Origin of the sequence: Pantoea sp. IMH (assembly GCF_000599885.1) — a bacterium.
In the GTDB taxonomy this organism is placed as follows: Bacteria; Pseudomonadota; Gammaproteobacteria; order Enterobacterales; family Enterobacteriaceae; genus Erwinia.
This window is the reverse complement of record NZ_JFGT01000005.1, coordinates 340,382-360,951: the sequence shown is the minus strand read 5'-3', so window position 1 is coordinate 360,951 and position 20,570 is coordinate 340,382. Positions and strand designations below refer to the sequence as shown.

General features: G+C 53.1%; 27 protein-coding genes. 15 read left to right on the top strand and 12 right to left on the bottom strand.

Annotated features, from left to right (window positions below):
- The first annotated feature begins 16 nt into the window (after nucleotides 1–16).
- Entirely contained in the window at nucleotides 17–310 is a 294-nt protein-coding gene (gene yhbY / locus EA20_RS0109950) for a ribosome assembly RNA-binding protein YhbY (protein ID WP_024966683.1), read from the top strand.
- Between the two features lie 124 nt (nucleotides 311–434).
- Here the strand turns inward: yhbY and greA are convergent, their stop codons facing one another.
- Nucleotides 435–911, bottom strand: coding sequence for a transcription elongation factor GreA (gene greA, locus EA20_RS0109945; protein ID WP_024966682.1), 477 nt, complete (start codon nucleotides 909–911; stop codon nucleotides 435–437).
- Between the two features lie 249 nt (nucleotides 912–1,160).
- On the opposite strand from greA, the gene dacB reads away from it, so the two are divergent.
- Nucleotides 1,161–2,594, top strand: a complete 1,434-nt coding sequence (gene dacB, locus EA20_RS0109940) for a serine-type D-Ala-D-Ala carboxypeptidase (RefSeq protein ID WP_024966681.1) — start codon at nucleotides 1,161–1,163, stop codon at nucleotides 2,592–2,594.
- Nucleotides 2,595–2,799: 205 nt separating this feature from the next.
- Here the strand turns inward: dacB and cgtA are convergent, their stop codons facing one another.
- The 3 genes from cgtA to rplU form a co-directional block, all read right to left on the bottom strand.
- On the bottom strand, nucleotides 2,800–3,981 hold the full coding sequence (gene cgtA, locus EA20_RS0109935; protein WP_024966680.1) for an Obg family GTPase CgtA: 1,182 nt from the start codon (nucleotides 3,979–3,981) through the stop codon (nucleotides 2,800–2,802).
- A gap of 332 nt (nucleotides 3,982–4,313) precedes the next feature.
- Entirely contained in the window at nucleotides 4,314–4,571 is a 258-nt protein-coding gene (rpmA, locus tag EA20_RS0109930; RefSeq protein ID WP_004155107.1) for a 50S ribosomal protein L27, read from the bottom strand.
- A gap of 15 nt (nucleotides 4,572–4,586) precedes the next feature.
- Nucleotides 4,587–4,898 carry a 50S ribosomal protein L21 gene (gene rplU, locus EA20_RS0109925; RefSeq protein WP_024966679.1) on the bottom strand — a complete coding sequence of 104 codons (312 nt, stop codon included), beginning with the start codon at nucleotides 4,896–4,898 and terminating at the stop codon, nucleotides 4,587–4,589.
- Between the two features lie 255 nt (nucleotides 4,899–5,153).
- On the opposite strand from rplU, the gene ispB reads away from it, so the two are divergent.
- Together ispB and EA20_RS0109915 are read left to right on the top strand one after the other, a co-directional pair.
- On the top strand, nucleotides 5,154–6,125 hold the full coding sequence (gene ispB, locus EA20_RS0109920; protein ID WP_024966678.1) for an octaprenyl diphosphate synthase: 972 nt from the start codon (nucleotides 5,154–5,156) through the stop codon (nucleotides 6,123–6,125).
- Nucleotides 6,126–6,420: 295 nt separating this feature from the next.
- Nucleotides 6,421–6,696, top strand: a complete 276-nt coding sequence (locus tag EA20_RS0109915) for a helix-turn-helix domain-containing protein (protein WP_024966677.1) — start codon at nucleotides 6,421–6,423, stop codon at nucleotides 6,694–6,696.
- A 36-nt stretch (nucleotides 6,697–6,732) separates the two neighbouring features.
- Here EA20_RS0109915 and murA read toward each other — a convergent pair whose 3' ends face one another.
- The 7 genes from murA to mlaF form a co-directional block, all read right to left on the bottom strand.
- Nucleotides 6,733–7,995, bottom strand: a complete 1,263-nt coding sequence (gene murA, locus EA20_RS0109910; protein WP_024966676.1) for a UDP-N-acetylglucosamine 1-carboxyvinyltransferase — start codon at nucleotides 7,993–7,995, stop codon at nucleotides 6,733–6,735.
- A gap of 75 nt (nucleotides 7,996–8,070) precedes the next feature.
- The gene (gene ibaG, locus EA20_RS0109905) at nucleotides 8,071–8,325 is read right to left on the bottom strand and encodes a BolA family iron metabolism protein IbaG (protein ID WP_024966675.1); all 255 of its coding nucleotides are present in this window, start codon (nucleotides 8,323–8,325) and stop codon (nucleotides 8,071–8,073) included.
- Nucleotides 8,326–8,448: 123 nt separating this feature from the next.
- Nucleotides 8,449–8,745, bottom strand: coding sequence for a lipid asymmetry maintenance protein MlaB (gene mlaB, locus EA20_RS0109900; protein ID WP_024966674.1), 297 nt, complete (start codon nucleotides 8,743–8,745; stop codon nucleotides 8,449–8,451).
- A complete protein-coding gene (mlaC, locus tag EA20_RS0109895; protein WP_024966673.1) occupies nucleotides 8,745–9,380 on the bottom strand; it encodes a phospholipid-binding protein MlaC in 636 nt (211 codons plus the stop codon). Before mlaC ends, mlaB begins: the two co-directional genes overlap by 1 nt.
- An 11-nt stretch (nucleotides 9,381–9,391) precedes the next feature.
- Nucleotides 9,392–9,934 (bottom strand): outer membrane lipid asymmetry maintenance protein MlaD, encoded by a 543-nt coding sequence (gene mlaD, locus EA20_RS0109890; RefSeq protein ID WP_024966672.1) that lies wholly within the window; start codon nucleotides 9,932–9,934, stop codon nucleotides 9,392–9,394.
- A gap of 4 nt (nucleotides 9,935–9,938) precedes the next feature.
- On the bottom strand, nucleotides 9,939–10,721 hold the full coding sequence (gene mlaE, locus EA20_RS0109885) for a lipid asymmetry maintenance ABC transporter permease subunit MlaE (RefSeq protein WP_024966671.1): 783 nt from the start codon (nucleotides 10,719–10,721) through the stop codon (nucleotides 9,939–9,941).
- 6 nt (nucleotides 10,722–10,727) lie between these two features.
- Nucleotides 10,728–11,540, bottom strand: coding sequence for a phospholipid ABC transporter ATP-binding protein MlaF (mlaF, locus tag EA20_RS0109880; RefSeq protein WP_024966670.1), 813 nt, complete (start codon nucleotides 11,538–11,540; stop codon nucleotides 10,728–10,730).
- Between the two features lie 223 nt (nucleotides 11,541–11,763).
- Between mlaF and EA20_RS0109875 the strand changes: the two genes are divergently transcribed.
- The 11 genes from EA20_RS0109875 (at nucleotide 11,764) to npr (ending at nucleotide 19,804) form a co-directional block, all read left to right on the top strand.
- Nucleotides 11,764–12,744 (top strand): calcium/sodium antiporter, encoded by a 981-nt coding sequence (locus tag EA20_RS0109875; protein ID WP_024966669.1) that lies wholly within the window; start codon nucleotides 11,764–11,766, stop codon nucleotides 12,742–12,744.
- A 14-nt stretch (nucleotides 12,745–12,758) separates the two neighbouring features.
- Complete coding sequence (kdsD, locus tag EA20_RS0109870; protein WP_024966668.1) at nucleotides 12,759–13,745, top strand: arabinose-5-phosphate isomerase KdsD; 987 nt, start codon at nucleotides 12,759–12,761, stop codon at nucleotides 13,743–13,745.
- 16 nt (nucleotides 13,746–13,761) lie between these two features.
- Nucleotides 13,762–14,328, top strand: a complete 567-nt coding sequence (gene kdsC / locus EA20_RS0109865; protein ID WP_024966667.1) for a 3-deoxy-manno-octulosonate-8-phosphatase KdsC — start codon at nucleotides 13,762–13,764, stop codon at nucleotides 14,326–14,328.
- On the top strand, nucleotides 14,325–14,900 hold the full coding sequence (lptC, locus tag EA20_RS0109860) for an LPS export ABC transporter periplasmic protein LptC (protein ID WP_024966666.1): 576 nt from the start codon (nucleotides 14,325–14,327) through the stop codon (nucleotides 14,898–14,900). The genes kdsC and lptC overlap by 4 nt, the downstream gene beginning before the upstream one ends.
- Nucleotides 14,872–15,420, top strand: a complete 549-nt coding sequence (lptA, locus tag EA20_RS0109855; RefSeq protein WP_024966665.1) for a lipopolysaccharide ABC transporter substrate-binding protein LptA — start codon at nucleotides 14,872–14,874, stop codon at nucleotides 15,418–15,420. Before lptC ends, lptA begins: the two co-directional genes overlap by 29 nt.
- A complete protein-coding gene (gene lptB, locus EA20_RS0109850) occupies nucleotides 15,420–16,145 on the top strand; it encodes an LPS export ABC transporter ATP-binding protein (protein ID WP_024966664.1) in 726 nt (241 codons plus the stop codon). The genes lptA and lptB overlap by 1 nt, the downstream gene beginning before the upstream one ends.
- Before the next feature lie 48 nt (nucleotides 16,146–16,193).
- Complete coding sequence (gene rpoN / locus EA20_RS0109845; RefSeq protein WP_024966663.1) at nucleotides 16,194–17,624, top strand: RNA polymerase factor sigma-54; 1,431 nt, start codon at nucleotides 16,194–16,196, stop codon at nucleotides 17,622–17,624.
- A 22-nt stretch (nucleotides 17,625–17,646) separates the two neighbouring features.
- Nucleotides 17,647–17,934: a ribosome hibernation promoting factor gene (gene hpf, locus EA20_RS0109840; protein ID WP_024966662.1), complete on the top strand. Its 288-nt coding sequence runs from the start codon at nucleotides 17,647–17,649 to the stop codon at nucleotides 17,932–17,934.
- A gap of 154 nt (nucleotides 17,935–18,088) precedes the next feature.
- Entirely contained in the window at nucleotides 18,089–18,571 is a 483-nt protein-coding gene (gene ptsN / locus EA20_RS0109835) for a PTS IIA-like nitrogen regulatory protein PtsN (RefSeq protein WP_024966661.1), read from the top strand.
- A gap of 109 nt (nucleotides 18,572–18,680) precedes the next feature.
- Complete coding sequence (gene rapZ / locus EA20_RS0109830) at nucleotides 18,681–19,535, top strand: RNase adapter RapZ (protein WP_024966660.1); 855 nt, start codon at nucleotides 18,681–18,683, stop codon at nucleotides 19,533–19,535.
- Nucleotides 19,532–19,804 (top strand): PTS phosphocarrier protein NPr, encoded by a 273-nt coding sequence (gene npr, locus EA20_RS0109825; RefSeq protein ID WP_024966659.1) that lies wholly within the window; start codon nucleotides 19,532–19,534, stop codon nucleotides 19,802–19,804. Before rapZ ends, npr begins: the two co-directional genes overlap by 4 nt.
- Before the next feature lie 38 nt (nucleotides 19,805–19,842).
- Here the strand turns inward: npr and mtgA are convergent, their stop codons facing one another.
- Nucleotides 19,843–20,559: a monofunctional biosynthetic peptidoglycan transglycosylase gene (mtgA, locus tag EA20_RS0109820; RefSeq protein WP_024966658.1), complete on the bottom strand. Its 717-nt coding sequence runs from the start codon at nucleotides 20,557–20,559 to the stop codon at nucleotides 19,843–19,845.
- Nucleotides 20,560–20,570: the final 11 nt, after the last annotated feature.

The following is a 20,570-nucleotide window of genomic DNA, read 5'->3' as shown; positions in this document are numbered from 1 at the left end:
GTAAGTAAAAAATACGATGAATCTGAGTACCAAACAAAAACAGCACCTGAAAGGACTGGCTCATCCGCTGAAGCCGGTCGTTATGCTCGGCAACAATGGTCTGACCGAAGGGGTGCTGGCTGAGATCGAACAGGCACTGGAGCACCACGAACTCATCAAGGTGAAAATCGCCACGGAAGACCGTGAGACAAAAAACCTTGTTGTTGAGGCCATCGTGCGTGAAACCCGTGCGGTTAACGTGCAGGTCATCGGCAAGACGCTGGTGCTGTACCGTCCAACGAAAGAACGAAAAATCACCATTCCACGCTAAGGTTGGGAGAGACTCCTTAACCTGAGTGGAGAGAAAGGTGCCACGCTCCTGATGTTGATAAAAGGCCGCTTAGCGGCCTTTTTCCTTTCTTTACATTACACTGACCTGGTCAGCGTAGCAGAAATCAGAGATATTCGATTTTAAGAATCTCATATTCTACATCGCCGCCCGGCGTTTTGATGACGGTAACATCATCCACTTCTTTGCCAATCAGGCCCCGCGCCATGGGCGAGTTCACAGAAATCAGATTTTGCTTAAAGTCAGCCTCGTCATCACCGACGATGCGATAGGTTGACTCCTCATCACTGTCCAGATTCAGCACGGTGACGGTAGAACCGAAGATCACCCGACCATTCGCGTTCATTTTTGTGACGTCAATCACCTGCGCGTTCGACAGTTTCGCTTCGATTTCCTGGATACGGCCTTCACAGAAGCCCTGCTCTTCACGTGCAGCATGATACTCAGCGTTTTCTTTCAGATCGCCATGCTCACGTGCGTCAGCAATTGAGGCAATAATTCTGGGGCGTTTAACGGTTTTCAGCTCTTCGAGCTCTTCGCGCAGCTTCTCTGCGCCCCTTAACGTCATCGGAATCTGATTCATCTCAATACCTCGTAAAGTCGGTCCTGTGCAAAATTTCGTCATCCTGACAGGTTAATGCAGAAAAAGCGTTCTGCGGCGCTTGCCACTGAATTACAAACGAAAGAAACCTGGCCCGGAGGAAAGCTCAGGACCCGGCAGGTTTTGCATTTTGATACGTATTTTACCCCAGAGTTCCTTATGGGTCATCGTTTACTTTCCACCGTAATGCACCGTAGTATGGCTGCATCACCTGCCAGTAAACGCGAGATTATGCGATTTTTAAGAATTGTTGCGGGCTTAACCTGCGCATTTATGCTGAATGCCCAGGCTGCTCCAGTTGAAAACTACGTTAAATATTTACCCGAAGGCGCAAACCTGGCGCTAATGGTGCAAAAAATAGGCGAAAGCACACCTTCTGTCGACTACAACAGCCAGCAGATGGCACTGCCAGCCAGTACGATTAAGGTGATTACTGCGCTGGCCGCGCTGCTACAGCTTGGTCCCGACTACCGTTTTCATACTCAACTGGAGAGTAAAGGCAGCCTGAGCGGTGATACGCTGGAGGGCGACCTTGTGGCGCGCTTTGGCGGCGATCCCACGCTGACGCGTCAGGATCTGCGTAATATGGTGGCGACGCTCAGAAAACAAGGCGTCCAGCATATTAAAGGCAACCTGGTGATTGATACGTCCGTCTTCGCCAGCCATGACCAGGCCCCCGGCTGGCCGTGGAATGATATGACGCAATGCTTCAGTGCGCCGCCCGCAGCGGCTATCGTTGACCGGAACTGCTTCTCCGTTTCACTTTACAGCGCACCCACTGCGGGTGATAACGCCTTTATCCGCGTCGCCTCGTTCTATCCGGTTAATATGTTCAGTCAGGTCCGTACGCTGGCCAAAGGTTCTCCTGAGGCACAATATTGTGAACTGGACGTGGTGCCGGGAGAGCTTAACCGCTTTACTCTCACAGGCTGTATGATGCAGCGCACAGAGCCTTTACCCCTGGCGTTTGCTATCCAGGACGGAGCCAGCTATGCCGGTGCGCTACTGAAAGCAGAGCTCCAGTCAGCAGGGATTGATTACACTGGTCATCTGGTACGCCAGCGACTGGTCACCCCGCCCGCGAGCGTCCTCGCCAGCACCCAGTCAGCGCCGCTGCATGACCTGCTGAAAATCATGCTGAAAAAATCGGATAATATGATTGCCGATACGGTGTTTCGTACCATTGGTCATGAGCGTTTTGGTGTGCCGGGAACCTGGCGCGCGGGATCGGATGCCGTGCGGCAGATCCTTCGTCAGAAAGCGGATATTGATCTCGGCAACAGCATTCAGGTCGATGGATCTGGCCTGTCTCGTCACGACCTGATTTCCCCCGCAACAATGATGAAAGTATTGCAGTACATTGCGCAAAACGATCGTGAGCTTAACTTTATCTCTCTGCTGCCGCTGGCAGGCTATGACGGCACCTTACGCTATCGCGGCGGGCTGCATGAGGCGGGCGTGGATGGCAAGGTCTCAGCCAAAACCGGATCGCTACAGGGCGTTTATAATCTCGCTGGCTTTATGACTACCGCCAGCGGGCAGCGCGTGGCGTTCGTTCAGTTCCTTTCCGGCTATGCTGTGCCGCCGAAGGATCATCGCCAGCGCCGTATTCCGCTGGTGCGTTTTGAAAGCCGGCTTTATAAGGATGTGTACCAGAATAACTGACGGCGATCCGATCCGGACTGATAACCGCAGCGACGCGCTATTCCGCTGCGGTTGTTACGCTTTCGGCGCCATCATCAGCCCTGCTTTTTTCAGCCCACCAAAACTTATCACGTCAGATGTTCCCGCCCTTCAGGCTGCCCGAACGTTGCTGAAAGCCTGGCAATAACCTATAAAAAAGGGACACATTTCGTGTCCCTTTTGCCTGTCAGCGCTGGTAGATGAATTCGACGCCTTCGTCGTCCTCATCGTCCCACTCTTCATCCCACTCGTCGTCGTCTTCAACGGCCGCCGCATCGGCTTCCTCAAGCTGCTGACGATGGTAGTCATCCCACATGAATTCAACTTTCTCCGGCTCTTTCGCGGCCAGTTCAGCTTCTTTCGGGTTCGCGTTGATAAAGGACATCACATCCCAGCACAGCTCTTTTACACCAATGCGATTAGCCGCTGAGATCAGATAGTATTTGTCCGTCCAGCCCAGTGCCTCGGCAATGGCTTTAGCGCGCGCTTCCGCCTCTTCCTGATCCAGCAGGTCAACTTTGTTGAATACCAGCCAGCGCGGTTTGTTAAATAACTTCTCGCTGTACTTCTCAAGCTCACCGAGAATAATGCGGGCATTTTCGACCGGATCTGATTCGTCGATAGGTGCAAGATCGATGGTGTGCAGCAATACCCGGCAACGTTCCAGATGCTTAAGGAAACGGATCCCCAGGCCTGCGCCATCAGAGGCGCCTTCGATCAGACCTGGAATATCGGCCACCACGAAGCTTTGCTCGCTGTCCATACGTACCACGCCCAGGCTAGGCACCAGCGTGGTAAACGGATAATCCGCTACTTTGGGTTTAGCGGCCGAAACAGCACGGATAAAGGTCGATTTACCGGCGTTAGGTAACCCCAGCATCCCCACGTCAGCCAGCAGCATCAGCTCCAGCTGAAGATCGCGTTTCTCGCCCGGCGTTCCCATCGTTTTCTGGCGCGGAGAACGGTTTACGGATGATTTAAAGCGGGTGTTTCCCAGGCCGTGCCAGCCACCTTTAGCGACCATGTGAACCTGGCCGTGGTGCGTCATATCACCCAGCGTTTCGCCGGTACCCTGGTCAATGATACGTGTCCCGACTGGGACTTTAATGGTGATATCTTTGCCACGCTTACCGGTACAGTCGCGACTCTGACCATTCTGCCCACGCTCTGCACGGAAAGATTTTTCAAAACGATAGTCGATCAGGGTGTTCAGGTTTTCGTCGGCCTGCATATAAACGTCGCCGCCGTCGCCACCGTCACCGCCATCAGGGCCGCCCCGGGGAATATATTTCTCACGACGGAAGCTGACGCAGCCATTGCCGCCATCGCCCGCAGCAACGAGGATCGTCGCTTCATCAACAAACTTCATGTTACTTCTCCGTAAATCATTCACCCGGCGCAAAATACGTCTCAGGCCGGGGGTGATCCGTCGTGGCCAACAGCGATGTCGGGTGACGGAAACAGGGTATCTGGAGCCGCAAATCCTGTCTTCGCGTCATTACCAGAAAGGGGATCCGCCATAAGACATCGTGCAGCTGAATATAAAGTGTACAGCAAATATGCGTAATGCTGTCAACCCGCAGGTGCCTGCGGCACTATTGCAAACTGAAAAGCAGAATGTAAAAAGCCCCGCAATCATAGCGGGGCTTTTCGATTCGCTGCTGAAAGCGGTATCAGGTACCGCTTTCAGGCTCGAAAACCTTACTCAGCAACGATGCTGATATATTTACGGTTGTTCGGGCCTTTCACTTCGAACAGGACTTTACCCGTTGCTGTTGCAAACAGGGTATGGTCACGGCCGCAGCCTACGTTGGTGCCTGCGTGGAATTTGGTGCCACGCTGACGAACGATGATGCTACCTGCCAGAACAGATTCGCCGCCAAAACGCTTAACACCCAGACGTTTTGCATTGGAATCGCGGCCATTTCGAGTGGAACCGCCAGCCTTTTTGTGTGCCATGTGTCAGATCTCCTCTTAGGCGCTGATGCCAGTGATCTTCACGTCAGTAAACCACTGACGGTGACCCTGCTGCTTACGATAATGCTTACGGCGACGGAACTTAACGATTTTAATTTTATCGCCACGACCATGAGCAATGATTTCTGCTTTGATCACGCCACCTGAAACTAACGGCGCGCCGATAGTTACGTCTTCGCCATTAGCGATCATCAGAACCTGGTCGAATTCAATTGTTTCGCCGGTTGCGATGTCCAGCTTTTCCAGGCGAACGGTCTGACCTTCGCTTACTCGGTGTTGTTTACCACCACTTTGGAAAACCGCGTACATATAAAACTCCGCTCTCGCGCTTGCCGTCATGGTTTCAGGCTGCGCTATAAATATTCACAATAGGGCGCGAATTCTACGCAAATTCAGCGGTAATGACAAGTGTCTGTTGCGCCGTATTGCAGAAAAAAAACGCTAATCGAATGCAAACGTTTCAAGGCCGTCATTTTCAAGTACAATCTGTTATACATTACATGCCGCAGGCACCGGTAAAGACGCTTATCCTAGCAGCATATTGAGCAATAGCTGAACAGACTGATGAACTTAGAACAGATAAACGAACTCACCGCGCAGGACATGGCGGACGTCAATGCAACCATACTCGAACAGCTGAATTCTGAGGTCACCCTCATCAATCAGCTGGGCTACTACATCATCAGCGGCGGTGGGAAACGCATTCGCCCGATGATTGCCGTCCTCGCAGCGCGGGCCCTGGACTATACGGGAAAACAGCACGTTACCGTCGCCGCGCTGATTGAATTCATCCATACGGCCACGCTGTTGCATGATGACGTCGTGGACGAATCTGATATGCGCCGCGGCAAAGCGACCGCAAACGCAGCCTTCGGCAATGCGGCCAGCGTGCTGGTGGGTGATTTTATCTACACCCGCGCTTTCCAGATGATGACCAGCCTTGGCTCACTGCGCGTACTGGCGCTGATGTCCGAAGCCGTTAACGTCATTGCTGAGGGCGAAGTGCTGCAGCTGATGAACTGTAACGATCCCGATATTACTGAAGAGAGCTATATGCGGGTGATCTACAGTAAAACAGCGCGTCTGTTTGAAGCTGCCGCGCAGTCGTCGGCTATTCTGGCTGCCGCCACGCCAGAACAGGAGAAAGGGCTACAGGATTATGGCCGTTACATCGGTACGGCGTTTCAGCTTATTGACGATCTGCTGGATTACAGCGCAGATGGCAAAACGCTGGGTAAAAACGTCGGTGATGACCTTAGCGAGGGTAAACCGACGCTGCCGCTTCTTCATGCTATGCGTAACGGTACTCCCGAGCAGAGCGCAATGATCCGGGGCGCCATCGAACAGGGTAACGGGCGCCACCTGCTGGAACCCGTTCTCGAAACTATGCGCCTCTGCGGTTCACTGGCGTGGACACGGCAGGTCGCTGAACAGGAAGCCGATAAAGCGATTGCCGCCCTGCAAGTGCTGCCGGAGTCACCGTGGCGCAGTGCGCTGGAAGCGATAGCGCATATGTCAGTACAACGCGAATTTTAATCATTACAGGCGCGGTTCTCCGCGCTCTGTTACTTCTTCTCAGCCAGTCTGATTTATTCTCTCCCCTGCAATGAAACCCTCGCCACATTTGCGCTTTTTTTGCGTAAAAGCACGCAAAAACTACATGATTTACGGAAATTATTGGAAATAACAAGCTTATTATTGCTATAAACTAACACGCACTCATCAACTGATCTGAAAGAGGTTTTTGACATAACCCCTTATTCAGACAGATGTTTGCATAACAAGTTAAGCTTAAAGCTTCCTGAAATCATGTGTACAAGGAGGATAACGCATGCAACGGATAAAGAAAGACTGGCATAACGCTGACATTATTGCGGCGCTTCGGAAACAGGGAACCTCTCTCGCGAAGGTATCACGTGAGGCAGGACTCAGTTCTTCAACACTCGCCAATGCGCTGTTTCGCCCATGGCCAAAAGGTGAATGGCTGATTGCAGATGCGCTCAATGTCCATCCAGCTGAGATCTGGCCCAGCCGCTATTACGATCCGGTGAGCCATACGCTAATCGATCGCAAACGGCTGATCCGTGAAAACAGAAAAGGGCAATAGCGATGCTATTGCCCCTGTTTACTCACGTAGTGACGCTTACTCTTCGCCGCTTACGCGCTCAATATTGGCCCCTAATGCTTTAAGCTTATCTTCGATATGCTCGTAGCCGCGATCGATATGATAAATACGATCGACCGTCGTCGTTCCTTCTGCAATACAGCCAGCCAGCACCAGGCTGGCTGAAGCACGAAGGTCGGTCGCCATGACCTGCGCGCCGGAAAGCGTCTCCACGCCGTGACAGATAAGCGTATTGCTTTCTATTTCAGCATGAGCGCCCATACGGATCAGCTCAGGAACATGCATATACCTGTTTTCAAAGATAGTTTCTGTTATCACGCCGGTGCCTTCCGCGACCAGATTCAACAGGCTGAATTGCGCCTGCATATCGGTCGGGAAACCCGGATGGGGTGCCGTACGGAAATTCACGGCTTTAGGTCGCTTGCCGTGCATATCCAGACTGATCCAGTCTTCACCCAGCTCTATATCCGCCCCGGCTTCGCGCAGTTTTGCCAGAACGGCATCAAGCGTATCAGGCTGAGTGTTCCGGCAGATAACCTTACCGCCTGAAATCGCCGCCGCGATCAGGAAAGTTCCGGTTTCGATACGATCGGGAAGCACGCGATAAACGCCGCCGCCCAGCCGTTCCACGCCCTCGATCGTAATGCGATCGCTGCCGGCACCGCTGATCTTCGCGCCCAGCGTGTTGAGGAAGTTTGCGGTATCAACAATCTCTGGTTCCCGGGCAGCATTTTCGATCACCGTCGTGCCCGTCGCCAACGTCGCGGCGCTCATGATAGTGACCGTTGCGCCTACGCTGACCTTATCCATGACGATATGCGCGCCTTTCAGACGGCCATTAACGGACGCTTTAACGTAACCTTCTTCCAGCCGGATTTCTGCACCCAGTTGTTCCAGACCAGTAATATGCAAATCTACAGGACGGGCACCGATAGCACAGCCGCCGGGTAGTGATACCTCACCATGACCAAAACGTGCCACCAGCGGCCCCAGCGCCCAGATCGAAGCCCGCATGGTTTTTACCAGTTCGTAAGGCGCGCAGTAAATGCTGACCTCGCTGGCATCCAGATGCACTGAGCCATTACGTTCGGTTTTCACACCAAGCTGGCTCAACAACTTCATAGTGGTATCAATGTCCTTCAGCTTCGGGACATTCTGAATTTCTACCGGCTCTTCCGCCAGCAGAGCAGCGAACAGGATCGGCAGCGCCGCGTTTTTGGCGCCAGAGATTGTCACTTCCCCGCTTAGACGGGTGGGACCCTGCACACGAAATTTATCCATTGCACCAGTTCTCATTAATCATAAATGTGTTGCCCGCCTCACCGCAGCCCTGCGCGATGACATCAGCAGACCAGCTTAATAACCGTTCAGCTTACGGTCGCGCGCCCATTCCTCAGGGGTATAGGTCTTGATCGACACTGCGTGAATACGATTGTCAGCAATATAGGCCATCAGCGGCGCATAAACCGTTTGCTGTTTTTTAACGCGGCTCAGCTCGCCGAACAGTTCACCTACCGCAATGACCTGGAAGTGGCTGCCGTCGCCGGTCACAATAACTTCCTGAAGAGGTAACGCGCTCATCAGCACGGACTGAATTTCACTATTTTCCATGAGGCTTCCGGATCCAGTTGATCGTAAACAGGCACACATCTTAGTGGAAAGCGCCGTCATCTTAAACAAGCAAAAAGCCCCCGGGCTAACGGGGGCTTTTGTTCTGTCGGTTCAGATATTCTTTCAGTTGCCGGCGAGAATGATCTGCTGCAGGTTATAAAGCGAGATGAGAGAGTGCAGTTTGTCGGTTATCCCGCTGAACTTCAGCGTATTTCCCTGCTGTTGCGCGATTTGCTGCAGATGGACCAGCAGCGCCAGACCCGCAGAATCGACCCGGCTCAGAGCGGAAACGTCGATTGTATCGATCTGTTTCATCACGCCGTAACGCGCCTCCCAGAGCGCCAGCAACGTCTCGCGCTCCAGAACGCCCGCCAGCCGAAGCTGATTCCCTTCACTCTGCCAGCTTAAGTGATCGCTCATTACTGCTTCTTGTCCAGCGTAATAGGCTGGCTCGCATAGGACTTCAGCAGCGTTGTCAGACCGTCAACCCCTTTCTGACGCAGCGTATCGCTCCACTCATTCTGTTTGGTGGTGATCATGCTGATACCCTCAGCGATCATGTCATACGCCTGCCATTCGCCAGTACGGCTGTTTTTACGCCACTGAAAATCCAGGCGAACCGGTGGGCGTCCGTTAGGGTCGATAATCGTCACGCGGATGGCGATAATGTTCTTATCGGCATAAGGCTGTTCAGGTGCAATCTGGTAAGTCTGGCCGTTGTAGAGCGCCAGCGCCTGACCGTAGGCCTGTGCCAGATAATCGCCAAAAGCTTTGAAATAGGCTTCACGCTGCGCGGGCGTCGCGTCTTTGTAGTAACGCCCCAGCACCAAAGCGCCAGCATATTTAATCTGCACATAAGGCAGCAATTCTTCGCGAACGATTTGACGCAGGTAGTTCGGATCTTGCTGGATTTTCGGCTGCTCATTCTTAAGCCGTGAAAATGTTTTTTCTGCGGCCTCGTTCATAAGCTGGTAAGGATTGGTCTGGTCCGCTGCTGCTGTAGCAACAACCGGCGCGATAATCAGCATTGCCGCCATCAGGAAACGTTTAAACATTACTTGTCCTCTTATGGATTAGTCGTGGTAGCTGGCGAAGGAGACTCGCTGGCTGCCGGTGCTGCTGGCGAATCACTCTTGTTATCGTTGTCGCTCTTATATAAGAACTGACCAATCAGATCCTCAAGGACCATCGCCGATTTAGTATCCTGTAATGTACTGCCATCTTTCAGCATAGCAGTACCCATGTCAGGATCGTCGAATCCCACATTCAGCGCCAGATACTGTTCGCCCAGCAGGCCGGAAGTGCGGACCGCCAGCGAACTGGTGTCGGGCAACTGGTTATATCTGTCTTCAATATCCATGGTGACGCGGGGTGAATAATTTTTTTCATCCAGCGTGATATCTGAAACGCGGCCAATTACCACCCCCCCAATTTTAACCGGCGATCCGGTCTTCAGCCCGCCGATATTATCGAAAGTGGCATAGAGCTTCCAGGTCGGCTCATTGCCTAACGATTTTAAATCAGCCACGCGCAGGCAGAGGAACAGTGCGGCAACCAGCGCCAGCAGTAAAAATGCCCCTACCCAAATTTCGCTCTTTTTCGTTTGCATTGCATCAGTTCCCAAACATCAGTGCGGTAAGCACAAAATCTAAACCGAGTACTGCCAGAGAAGCATGTACTACTGTACGCGTCGTCGCGCGACTGATCCCTTCTGATGTCGGGATCGCATCATAACCGTTAAACAGCGCAATCCAGGTTACCGTAAAGGCAAACACGGCACTTTTGATCACGCAATTGACGATATCTGCCCGGACATCAACGGCATTTTGCATCGCCGACCAGAAGAAGCCGCTGTCGATACCCTTCCAGCTGACGCCAACGATCGCGCCACCCAGAATGCCCACCGCAACAAAGATCAGCGCCAGCAGCGGCATACTGATAAAGCCCGCCCAGAAACGGGGCGAAATTATCCGGCGCAGTGGATCAACGGCCATCATCTCCATGCTGGAAAGCTGCTCGGTTGCCTTCATCAGCCCGATTTCCGCCGTCAGTGCCGATCCCGCCCTGCCAGCAAAAAGTAGTGCGGTTACTACCGGACCCAGTTCACGCAGCAGTGACAGCGCCACCAGCATGCCCAGGCTACTTTCTGCACCGTAGGTATTAAGGACAAGGTAGCCCTGCAGCCCCAGCACCATACCGATAAATAAACCTGATACCACGATAATCAACAGTGACAGTACGCCAATGCTGTAAAGTTGCTTTACCACCAGCGGCGCATGTTTGCGGAAGCGGGGAATACCGACCAGCGCGTGGAAGAGCATCAGTCCCGCCCGGCCAAAAGCGGCACAGGTATTAATAGCCTGACGTCCTGCTGACGCCAGTATATGTAGAAACATCAGTGATTAACTCCCTGAGCCAGCTAAATCTTGCAGATAATCCCCTGCGGGAAAGCGAAACGGCACCGGGCCATCGGCGATACCATCAATAAACTGACGTACGCGGGCATCCTTATTTTCATTAAGCGAACGGGCCGTCCCCTGAGCAATGACCTTCTGACCCGCGATAATATAGGCATAGTCAGCGATACTCAGGACTTCAGGCACATCATGCGAAACCACGATACACGTCATGCCAAGCGAGTGGTTCAGTTCATCAATAAGCTTCACCAGCACGCCCATTGTAATAGGATCCTGCCCGACAAAAGGCTCGTCAAACATAATCAGATCGGGCTCAAGTGCAATAGCCCGGGCCAATGCCGCACGCCTGGCCATTCCGCCGGAAAGCTCGGAAGGCATCAGTTTTGCCGCACCGCGTAATCCTACGGCTTCCAGTTTCATCATCACGGTACTGTGCAGCAATTGAGGAGGAAGTTGCGTATGCTCCCGCAGCGGCCAGGCCACGTTATCGAAAACATTCAGATCGGTAAACAGCGCGCCTGACTGAAACAACATACTCATTTTCTTACGTGCTTCATAAAGGCGCGATCGGGAAAGGCCCGGAATATTTTCACCGTTGAACCAGATCTCCCCACTGTCAGGGCGCAGCTGACCACCAATTAAGCGCAGCAGCGTCGTTTTACCAATGCCAGAGGGCCCCATAATGGCGGTGATTTTCCCTTTTGGCACCGTCAGCGAGATATTATCGAAAACCGGCCGATCGCCACGGGCAAAACTGACGTTGCGGACATCAACCAAGTTCGTTTCCGTCTTACCCATTGTTACCTCTTCACTTATACAAACAGATAATTTCTCTGCGATGGTAGCCTATAAGCACCTGACAGGACACTTTTACAGAAACTTGTTCCCAGGACGTGGCTAAAGTTGGCATAAGTTTTACTTTTTGCTTTCAGACCGTCAAAATCACGCCCATTATCCTTTCGCCCCTTTTTAGACGTCGCGCAAGGTAAGCCGACGATTATACCCGATCAAAGGACATTTCATGCTCGTAGCTACAGCACTCTTGATTATCGGTTTAGTCCTGCTGGTATATGGTGCCGATCGTCTGGTGTTCAGTGCCGCCATCCTCTGCCGTGCCTCAGGGATACCGCCATTAATTATCGGCATGACGGTGGTAGGCATAGGCACTTCGTTACCTGAGCTGATTGTCTCCATTTCCGCCGCCAATCATGGACAGCTTGATATTGCTGTCGGCACCGTTATCGGCTCGAACATGACTAATATTCTGCTGATTTTAGGCGGGGCGGCGCTGCTTCATCCCCTTAACGTCACCTCAAACCTCGTCAGACGAGAGCTGCCCTTAATGCTGCTGGTAACGCTGCTTTGCGGCATCGTATTGTTTGACGATACGCTCAGCCGCAATGATGGTCTGGCGCTGATCGCGTTTGCGGCGGGCTATCTGCTTTTTATTATTAAAATCGCCCGGCGTGCCGAGCGCGACAATAATGATTCGTTGACGCGGGAACAACTGGCGGAATTGCCAAGCGACGAAGCGGGTAATACGGTGGCGTTTCTCTGGCTGGCTGTCGCGCTGGTCATTCTGCCGATGTCGACCCGGATGATCATTGATAACGCCACCGTTATTGCTGACTATTTTGGCGTCAGCGAACTGGTCATCGGCCTGACGATTATTTCAGTGGGCACCAGCCTGCCGGAGCTGGCAACCATTATCGCCGGCGCCCTGAAAGGCGAAGATGATATTGCGATCGGCAACCTGATCGGCTCCAACATCTACAATATCGCCATCGTGCTGGGCGTCCCCGCCCTGATTCATCCGGGAAGTGTGGATTTTCATGCCTTTGCGCGAGATTACTGGCTCATGCTGGGCGTCAGCGCCCTGTTTGCGCTTCTCTGTTTGCAACGCAGCCGCTGTATTGGTCGCCCTGCGGGTGCGCTGCTGGTTTGCGGATTCATCGCCTGGGTATCGGTTCTCTACTGGTTTCCCGAGGCCACCTTCTGGTAAAAGGATGATAAAAAATGGCAACTTCTAACATCGAGCCAGGCTTTGATTTCATACAGGCCGGCAAAGAAGTACTGAATATTGAACGTCAGGGACTTGAACAGCTCGATCAGTATATTAACGATGACTTTACCCAGGCTTGTCAGCTTATCTCTCACTGCCTGGGTAAAATTGTCGTTATGGGCATCGGCAAATCGGGCCACATTGGGAAAAAAATGGCGGCCACCTTCGCCAGTACCGGTACACCGGCATTTTTTGTCCATCCCGCCGAGGCCAGCCACGGTGATTTAGGTATGGTAGGTGCAGGCGATGTTGTGATCGCCATTTCAAACTCCGGAGAATCCTCAGAAATCCTGGCGCTGATTCCGGTACTGAAACGCCTGCACGTCTCACTGATCTGTATGACCAGCAAGCCAGAGAGCGCAATGGGCCGTGCGGCCGATATTCATCTCTGTGTTAAAGTACCTCAGGAAGCCTGTCCCTTAGGGCTGGCGCCAACTTCCAGCACCACGGCCACGCTGGTCATGGGAGATGCGCTGGCCGTCGCATTGCTGAAAGCGCGTGGCTTTACCATGGAAGATTTTGCCCTCTCCCATCCTGGCGGCGCGCTGGGCCGTAAGCTGCTATTAACCGTCAGTGATATTATGCACACGGGGGATGAAATCCCTCATGTCAGCCGTGACGCTTCCCTGCGCGATGCGTTGCTGGAGATCACACGAAAAAATATGGGCATGACGGTTATCTGCAACGATCTGATGAAAATCGAAGGTATTTTTACTGACGGTGACCTGCGCAGAGTATTTGATATGGGGATTGATATTCAGCATGCCAGCATCGCCAGCGTGATGACGACCGGCGGCATCAGAGTGCGTCCAAATATTCTGGCGGTCGATGCGCTTAATTTAATGCAGAGCCGCAATATTACCGCCGTCATGGTTGCAGATGGCGATCAGCTGCTGGGCGTGGTCCACATGCATGACATGCTGCGCGCGGGCGTAGTTTAATAAAGGAACAAAAGTAATGAGTAGTGCAGCGGAAGGGATTGAAACCTGTTACGGCACGGTTAGCCAGCAAGTCATGAAAAGCGCCGGCCAAATCAGGCTGTTAATTTGCGATGTTGATGGCGTGATGTCGGACGGCGTGATCTATCAGGGAAATAATGGCGAAGAGCTGAAGGGATTTAACGTCCGTGACGGCTATGGCATTCGCTGCCTGCTGACCTCTGAGGTGGAAGTCGCTATCATAACCGGCCGCAGCGCGAAGCTGCTGGAAGATCGCTGCGCCACGCTTGGCATTACGCATCTTTACCAGGGACAGTCAGATAAGCTTCTGGCCTTCCGTGAACTTCTGGATAAACTGTCGTTACGCCCGGAGCAGGTCGCTTACATCGGTGATGATCTGATCGACTGGCCGGTAATGGCCGAAGTGGGGCTGAGCGTTACCGTCGCCGATGGGCATCCCGCCCTGCTTCCCCGGGCGGATTACGTGACCCGCATCGCGGGTGGGCGCGGCGCCGTTAGAGAAATTTGCGACCTTATCCTGATCGCACAGGGTAAGTTCGATGAGGCCAAAGGGCAGTCTGTATGAGTAAAACACGGCGTTGGATTACGCTATTGCTGGCCCTTGTGGCCCTGGTACTGATCGGCTGGAATCTGGCCGGACCGGACGATGACGCTTCATCGGCTGCCGTCAATGAACTTGAGCCAACCTATACCAGCCAGACATCAAGCACTGTGGTTTATAATCCACAGGGGGCGATGAGTTATAAGCTGGTCTCGGACAAAGTTACCCACTTCTCTGAAGAAGCGGTGAGCTGGTTCGAAAATCCGGTGATGACGACCTATGACGAGAACAAAATCCCTACCTGGTCCGTCCGGGCGGATAAGGCCAAATTGACCAAAGACCGCATGCTCTATTTATATGGTCACGTTGAGGTCAATAGCCTGACGCAACAGGCTCAGATTGATCGGATCAAGACTGATAACGCTGTGGTAAATCTGGTAACACAGGACGTGACATCAGAAGATCAGGTCACGCTTTATGGCCGTAGCTTCAACTCTACCGGGATGAAACTGCGTGGGAATTTACGGAAGAAAACTGCCGAGTTGATTGAAAAGGTCAAAACCTCCTATGAAATTCAAAATGAAAAACAACCTTAAGTTTCTGACCCTCGGCCTGTTGTTAGCGGCCAGCCTGCCGGCATTTGCCCTGACGGGTGACTCTGACAAGCCGGTCAATGTGGACTCGGAAAACCAGGCGCTCGATATGCAGGGCAACGTGGCCACTTTTACCGGCAACGTCATCGTCACTCAGGGTTCAATCAAGATCACCGCCGATAAAGTCGTGGTGACCCGTCCCGGCGGCGACAGCAATAAAACGATCATTGATGCCTATGGCAATCCGGCGACCTTTTTTCAGATGCAGGACAACGGCAAACCGGTAAAAGGGCATGCGCAGAAAATGCATTATGAGCTGGCTAAAGATTTCGTTGAGCTGACCACTAACGCCTATCTGGAACAGCTGGACAGCAACGTGAAAGGCGACCGCATTACTTATCTGGTGAAGGAACAGAAAATGCAGGCCTACAGCAATTCCGGCAAGCGCGTAACCACCGTTCTGGTGCCTTCGCAGCTCCAGGACAAAGGCACTCCGGCAAACGGACAGAAAAAGAGTAACTAATGGCGACTTTAATTGCGGAAAACCTGGCGAAGGCTTACAAAGGCCGGCGCGTAGTCGAAGATGTTAGCCTGAAGGTGAAGTCCGGTGAGATTGTGGGCCTTCTCGGCCCTAACGGTGCGGGTAAAACCACCACGTTTTATATGGTGGTGGGCATTGTTCCCCGTGATGCGGGCCGCATCATTATTGATGATGAAGATATCAGCATCCTGCCGCTCCATGCCCGTGCGCGCCGGGGAATTGGCTATCTGCCGCAGGAAGCCTCAATTTTTCGCCGGCTTAGCGTGTTTGACAATCTGATGGCCGTGCTGCAAATCCGCGACGATCTGACGGAAGAGCAGCGTGAAGATCGCGCCAATGAGCTGATGAACGAATTTCACATTGAGCACCTGCGGAACAGCCTGGGTCAGGCACTGTCTGGTGGTGAACGCCGCCGGGTGGAGATTGCCCGCGCGCTGGCCGCCAATCCTAAATTTATTCTGCTGGATGAACCTTTTGCGGGCGTGGACCCTATCTCGGTTATCGATATCAAAAAGATCATCGAACACCTGCGCGACAGCGGCCTTGGCGTACTGATTACCGACCACAACGTGCGGGAAACTCTCGCGGTTTGTGAACGGGCTTATATTGTCAGCCAGGGGCATTTAATCGCCCACGGTTCGCCGGAAGAAATCCTGGCGGATGAACAAGTTAAGCGAGTCTATTTGGGAGAAGAGTTCAGACTCTGATAAGGTGTCCAGACCAGCCGGAAATTTTGAGGAATCAGTATCCTGAACATGAAGCAAGGTTTGCAACTCAGGTTTAGCCAACAGCTTGCCATGACGCCACAGCTGCAACAGGCCATTCGCCTGCTGCAACTCTCTACGCTTGAACTACAGCAGGAAATTCAGCTGGCGCTGGAAAGCAACCCGTTGCTTGAACAAACCGACGTTCATGAAGAAGTGGATGCCCGCGAATATCAGGAAAAAGAAGCCCTGGATACGCGTGAAGCGCTTGAACAAAAGGATATGCCGGAAGAACTCCCGCTGGATGCGACCTGGGACGAAATCTACACGGCGGGCACCCCTTCCGGTACCGGAACCGATTATCATGACGACGAGCTGCCTGTTTATCAGGGCGAGACGACTCAGTCACTTCAGGATTACCTGATGTGGCAGGTGGAGCTGACGCCTTTTAGCGATACCGATCGCGCTATCGCCACCTCTATCGTCGATGCCGTGGATGAGACGGGCTACCTGACCGCAGACTTACCGGAAATTCTGGAAAGCCTCGGTGATGAAGAGGTGACGCTGGAAGAAGTCGAGGCGGTGCTGAAACGCGTACAGCGGTTCGATCCGGTTGGCGTCTGCGCGCGCGACTTACGTGACTGTCTGCTGGTCCAGCTTTCCCAGTTTGCGGAGCTTCCTTTTCTGAAAGAGGCTACGCTTATCGTTAGCGAGCACCTCGATCTGCTGGCCAATCATGATTTCCGCAGCCTGATGCGCGTAACCCGTCTGAAAGAGGACGTGCTGAAAAATGCCATGCAGCTGATCCAGACGCTTGATCCTCGTCCCGGCCAGTCGATCAACACCAGCGAGCCTGAATATGTCATTCCGGACGTGCTGGTGCGTAAAGTCGGCAATCGCTGGACGGTGGAGCTTAATTCTGACAGCGTACCGCGGCTGAAGATTAATCAGCATTATGCCTCCCTTGGCGGCAGTACCCGTAACGACAGCGATAACCAGTTTATTCGCAGCAATCTGCAGGAAGCGAAGTGGCTGATCAAAAGCCTTGAGAGTCGGAATGAGACGCTGCTTAAAGTCACCCGCTGTATCGTCGAGCAGCAGCAGGCGTTCTTTGAGCAGGGTGAAGAGTTTATGCGACCAATGGTGCTGGCGGATATCGCAACGGCCGTCGATATGCATGAATCCACGATTTCCCGCGTGACCACGCAGAAGTATCTGCACAGCCCGCGGGGAATTTTTGAGCTGAAGTATTTTTTCTCCAGCCACGTCAGTACCGAAGGGGGTGGCGAAGCCTCCTCAACGGCGATACGGGCGCTGGTGAAAAAATTAATCTCGGCGGAGAATCCCGCCAAACCACTGAGCGACAGCAAGCTGACCGCCCTGCTTTCCAGTCAGGGAATCATGGTGGCACGCCGTACCGTCGCGAAGTACCGAGAGTCTTTATCCATCCCGCCCTCAAACCAGCGAAAACAGCTGGTCTGAACGAACAGATAAGGAATAGCGTATGCAACTCAATATTACTGGCCAGCATGTTGAAATCACCGAACCTTTACGGGAGTTTGTGACAACAAAATTTGCCAAGCTTGAGCACTATTTTGACCGGATAAATCAGGTCTATATCGTTCTCAAAGTGGAGAAGGTGACGCAAATCGCGGATGCAACACTGCATGTCAATGGCGGAGAGCTGCACGCCACCTCGGAAGATAAAGATATGTACGCGGCGATTGACGGCTTGATCGACAAGCTGACGCGCCAACTTAACAAACACAAAGACAAACTGAAGCAACACTAAATTTCACTCAGACATTGATTCTTTTTTCGTCACCCTCATCTGAAGAAGAAGGCGATGGAAAATTTTCGGCTCGTACTCTGCTGATGGGGTACGGGCCGTTGATCAATAGAAGGCCATCTGGCCAGGCGGAAGTGAACACGTAAGTGAACCTATGATGAACAATGACTTAAAACTGGAACTGAGCTCTGTACTAAGCGTCTCCTGCACCCGGAACGGGGTACACTGCCAGAGTAAAAAGCGGGCGCTGGAAATTATCAGCGAGCTGGCAGCCAAGCAGCTAAACCTTCCGCACCAGACGATTTTCGAAGCAATTCTGACCCGTGAACGGATGGGGAGTACCGGTATCGGCAACGGCATAGCCATTCCTCACGGCAAGTTGCTTGAAGATACGTTGCGTGCGGTCGGCGTGTTTATCCGTCTCGATCAGCCTATCGCTTTTGATGCTATCGACAATCAACCGGTCGATCTGCTGTTCGCCCTGCTGGTGCCCGCAGACCAGTGCAAAACGCATCTGCATACGCTTTCGCTGGTGGCGCGGCGCCTGGCCGATAAAACCGTTTGCCGTCGTCTCCGGGCAGCGCAGAGCGATGAGGAACTCTTTGAGATCATGGCCGAGGGCCAGGAAGAGAGTCACTAACCTTTCGCGCCGGCAGGAGCCGGCTGATTGAATCAATAAGCGTGTGCCGGGACCTTTTGTGCTGACGCAGAGGACGCTCCGGCTAACTGGCAACTCAGGAGAATAAGTCATGGTGCTGATGATCGTCAGCGGGCGTTCAGGTTCCGGCAAGTCCGTCGCGCTGCGCGCGCTGGAAGATATGGGCTTTTACTGTGTGGATAATCTGCCCGTCGCTTTACTGCCTGAACTGGCGAACTCACTGGCCGATCGTAATATGTCCGCGGCGGTCAGTATTGATGTTCGTAATATGCCAGAATCACCTGAGATTTTTGAAAAAGCCCTGACCAGCCTGCCGGAAAGCTTTTCGCCTCAGCTTCTCTTCCTTGATGCCGATCGGAACACGCTAATCCGTCGCTACAGCGATACGCGTCGTTTGCATCCGCTTTCCAGCAAGAATCTTTCACTGGAAAGCGCCATTGATGAAGAGAGCGATCTGCTTGAGCCGCTGCGCTCCCGGGCCGACCTGATTGTCGATACGTCAGAGATGTCTGTGCACGAGCTCGCAGAAATGCTGCGTACGCGCCTGTTAGGTAAACGCGAACGCGAGCTGACGATGGTCTTTGAATCCTTCGGCTTCAAACACGGCATTCCCATTGATGCCGATTATGTTTTTGATGTCCGCTTTTTGCCTAACCCGCACTGGGACCCCAAACTGCGTCCGATGACGGGACTCGATCGTCCTGTTGCCGCCTTTCTGGATCGGCATACTGAGGTGCATAATTTTATCTACCAGACGCGAAGCTACCTTGAGCTCTGGCTGCCGATGCTCGAAACGAACAATCGCAGCTATCTTACCGTCGCCATTGGTTGTACCGGCGGCAAGCATCGCTCGGTCTATATTGCTGAACAGCTGGCCGACTATTTCCGTTCGCGCGGTAAAAATGTTCAGTCACGTCACCGCACGCTGGAAAAACGTAAAACATGACCGTCAGGCAAACCGTAGAAATTAAAAATAAGCTAGGCATGCACGCCCGGCCAGCGATGAAGCTTTTTGAGCTGGTGCAGAGCTTTGATGCTGAAGTCCTTCTGCGCAATGAAAGCGGCACGGAAGCAGAGGCAAGCAGTGTGATCGCCCTGCTGATGCTGGATTCCGCCAAAGGCGGCCATATTGAAATAGAGGCAAGCGGCCCGGAAGAAGAAAAGGCGCTACTGGCGGTGATTGAGCTTTTTGAAGCTGGTTTTGATGAAGAGTGATCGCCGGACGCGCGAGCGCCCGGCAACATCCTGAGCGACTACAGCTGGTGCTGATGAATAAAACCTTCTCCACCGAGCTGCCTCATCTGGCGCAGGATCCACTGCTGGCGCTGCCGGACATAGGCTGAAGGCGCGTCGACGCGAAAGCGAATCGGATTGGGTAGCACTGCGGCCAGTAGCGCAGCCTCAGACATCGTCAGCCTGCTGGCGGGCTTATGAAAAAAACGTTGTGAAGCCGCTTCCACCCCAAATATCCCTTCCCCGAACTCCGCCACGTTAAGATATACCGTGATAATACGGCGTTTCGTCCAGACGGTTTCGATGCCAAGCGTAAAACCTGCCTCAAGCCCTTTACGCAGCCAGCTACGCCCGTCCCAGAGAAAGACATTCTTTGCCGTTTGCTGGCTGATGGTCGACGCGCCCCGCATTCGCCCGGCATCACTGTCCAGCACCGACTGAATCGCCTGAACATCAAAGCCCCAGTGGGAGGGGAACTTTTGATCTTCGGCGGCGATGACGGCAAGCGGCATCCAGTCTGCTATGGCTTCACGCTTCACCCAGTCAGAATGGGCAACGTAGCTGAAATCACCGGTGAACCAGGCGCCCAGCTGACGTTCAGCCATAACGGCAGAAAAGGGAAGCGGCAAAAAAGAGAAGAGTAAAATAGCGGCTATTCCCACACCGATCAGGGCTGAAAAAAAGCAAAGCAGCCAAAACCGGAGGCGCTTTAACAAGCTGTTCTTACGCCGACTCATAACGACTTTTC

What these genes read in the sequence shown, in the direction of transcription:
- yhbY (WP_024966683.1), top strand. Translation starts at nt 17, where the DNA reads ATGAATCTGAGTACCAAACAAAAACAGCACCTGAAAGGACTGGCTCAT.
- greA (WP_024966682.1), bottom strand. Translation starts at nt 911, where the DNA reads ATGAATCAGATTCCGATGACGTTAAGGGGCGCAGAGAAGCTGCGCGAA.
- dacB (WP_024966681.1), top strand. Translation starts at nt 1,161, where the DNA reads ATGCGATTTTTAAGAATTGTTGCGGGCTTAACCTGCGCATTTATGCTG.
- cgtA (WP_024966680.1), bottom strand. Translation starts at nt 3,981, where the DNA reads ATGAAGTTTGTTGATGAAGCGACGATCCTCGTTGCTGCGGGCGATGGC.
- rpmA (WP_004155107.1), bottom strand. Translation starts at nt 4,571, where the DNA reads ATGGCACACAAAAAGGCTGGCGGTTCCACTCGAAATGGCCGCGATTCC.
- rplU (WP_024966679.1), bottom strand. Translation starts at nt 4,898, where the DNA reads ATGTACGCGGTTTTCCAAAGTGGTGGTAAACAACACCGAGTAAGCGAA.
- ispB (WP_024966678.1), top strand. Translation starts at nt 5,154, where the DNA reads ATGAACTTAGAACAGATAAACGAACTCACCGCGCAGGACATGGCGGAC.
- EA20_RS0109915 (WP_024966677.1), top strand. Translation starts at nt 6,421, where the DNA reads ATGCAACGGATAAAGAAAGACTGGCATAACGCTGACATTATTGCGGCG.
- murA (WP_024966676.1), bottom strand. Translation starts at nt 7,995, where the DNA reads ATGGATAAATTTCGTGTGCAGGGTCCCACCCGTCTAAGCGGGGAAGTG.
- ibaG (WP_024966675.1), bottom strand. Translation starts at nt 8,325, where the DNA reads ATGGAAAATAGTGAAATTCAGTCCGTGCTGATGAGCGCGTTACCTCTT.
- mlaB (WP_024966674.1), bottom strand. Translation starts at nt 8,745, where the DNA reads ATGAGCGATCACTTAAGCTGGCAGAGTGAAGGGAATCAGCTTCGGCTG.
- mlaC (WP_024966673.1), bottom strand. Translation starts at nt 9,380, where the DNA reads ATGTTTAAACGTTTCCTGATGGCGGCAATGCTGATTATCGCGCCGGTT.
- mlaD (WP_024966672.1), bottom strand. Translation starts at nt 9,934, where the DNA reads ATGCAAACGAAAAAGAGCGAAATTTGGGTAGGGGCATTTTTACTGCTG.
- mlaE (WP_024966671.1), bottom strand. Translation starts at nt 10,721, where the DNA reads ATGTTTCTACATATACTGGCGTCAGCAGGACGTCAGGCTATTAATACC.
- mlaF (WP_024966670.1), bottom strand. Translation starts at nt 11,540, where the DNA reads ATGGGTAAGACGGAAACGAACTTGGTTGATGTCCGCAACGTCAGTTTT.
- EA20_RS0109875 (WP_024966669.1), top strand. Translation starts at nt 11,764, where the DNA reads ATGCTCGTAGCTACAGCACTCTTGATTATCGGTTTAGTCCTGCTGGTA.
- kdsD (WP_024966668.1), top strand. Translation starts at nt 12,759, where the DNA reads ATGGCAACTTCTAACATCGAGCCAGGCTTTGATTTCATACAGGCCGGC.
- kdsC (WP_024966667.1), top strand. Translation starts at nt 13,762, where the DNA reads ATGAGTAGTGCAGCGGAAGGGATTGAAACCTGTTACGGCACGGTTAGC.
- lptC (WP_024966666.1), top strand. Translation starts at nt 14,325, where the DNA reads ATGAGTAAAACACGGCGTTGGATTACGCTATTGCTGGCCCTTGTGGCC.
- lptA (WP_024966665.1), top strand. Translation starts at nt 14,872, where the DNA reads ATGAAATTCAAAATGAAAAACAACCTTAAGTTTCTGACCCTCGGCCTG.
- lptB (WP_024966664.1), top strand. Translation starts at nt 15,420, where the DNA reads ATGGCGACTTTAATTGCGGAAAACCTGGCGAAGGCTTACAAAGGCCGG.
- rpoN (WP_024966663.1), top strand. Translation starts at nt 16,194, where the DNA reads ATGAAGCAAGGTTTGCAACTCAGGTTTAGCCAACAGCTTGCCATGACG.
- hpf (WP_024966662.1), top strand. Translation starts at nt 17,647, where the DNA reads ATGCAACTCAATATTACTGGCCAGCATGTTGAAATCACCGAACCTTTA.
- ptsN (WP_024966661.1), top strand. Translation starts at nt 18,089, where the DNA reads ATGAACAATGACTTAAAACTGGAACTGAGCTCTGTACTAAGCGTCTCC.
- rapZ (WP_024966660.1), top strand. Translation starts at nt 18,681, where the DNA reads ATGGTGCTGATGATCGTCAGCGGGCGTTCAGGTTCCGGCAAGTCCGTC.
- npr (WP_024966659.1), top strand. Translation starts at nt 19,532, where the DNA reads ATGACCGTCAGGCAAACCGTAGAAATTAAAAATAAGCTAGGCATGCAC.
- mtgA (WP_024966658.1), bottom strand. Translation starts at nt 20,559, where the DNA reads ATGAGTCGGCGTAAGAACAGCTTGTTAAAGCGCCTCCGGTTTTGGCTG.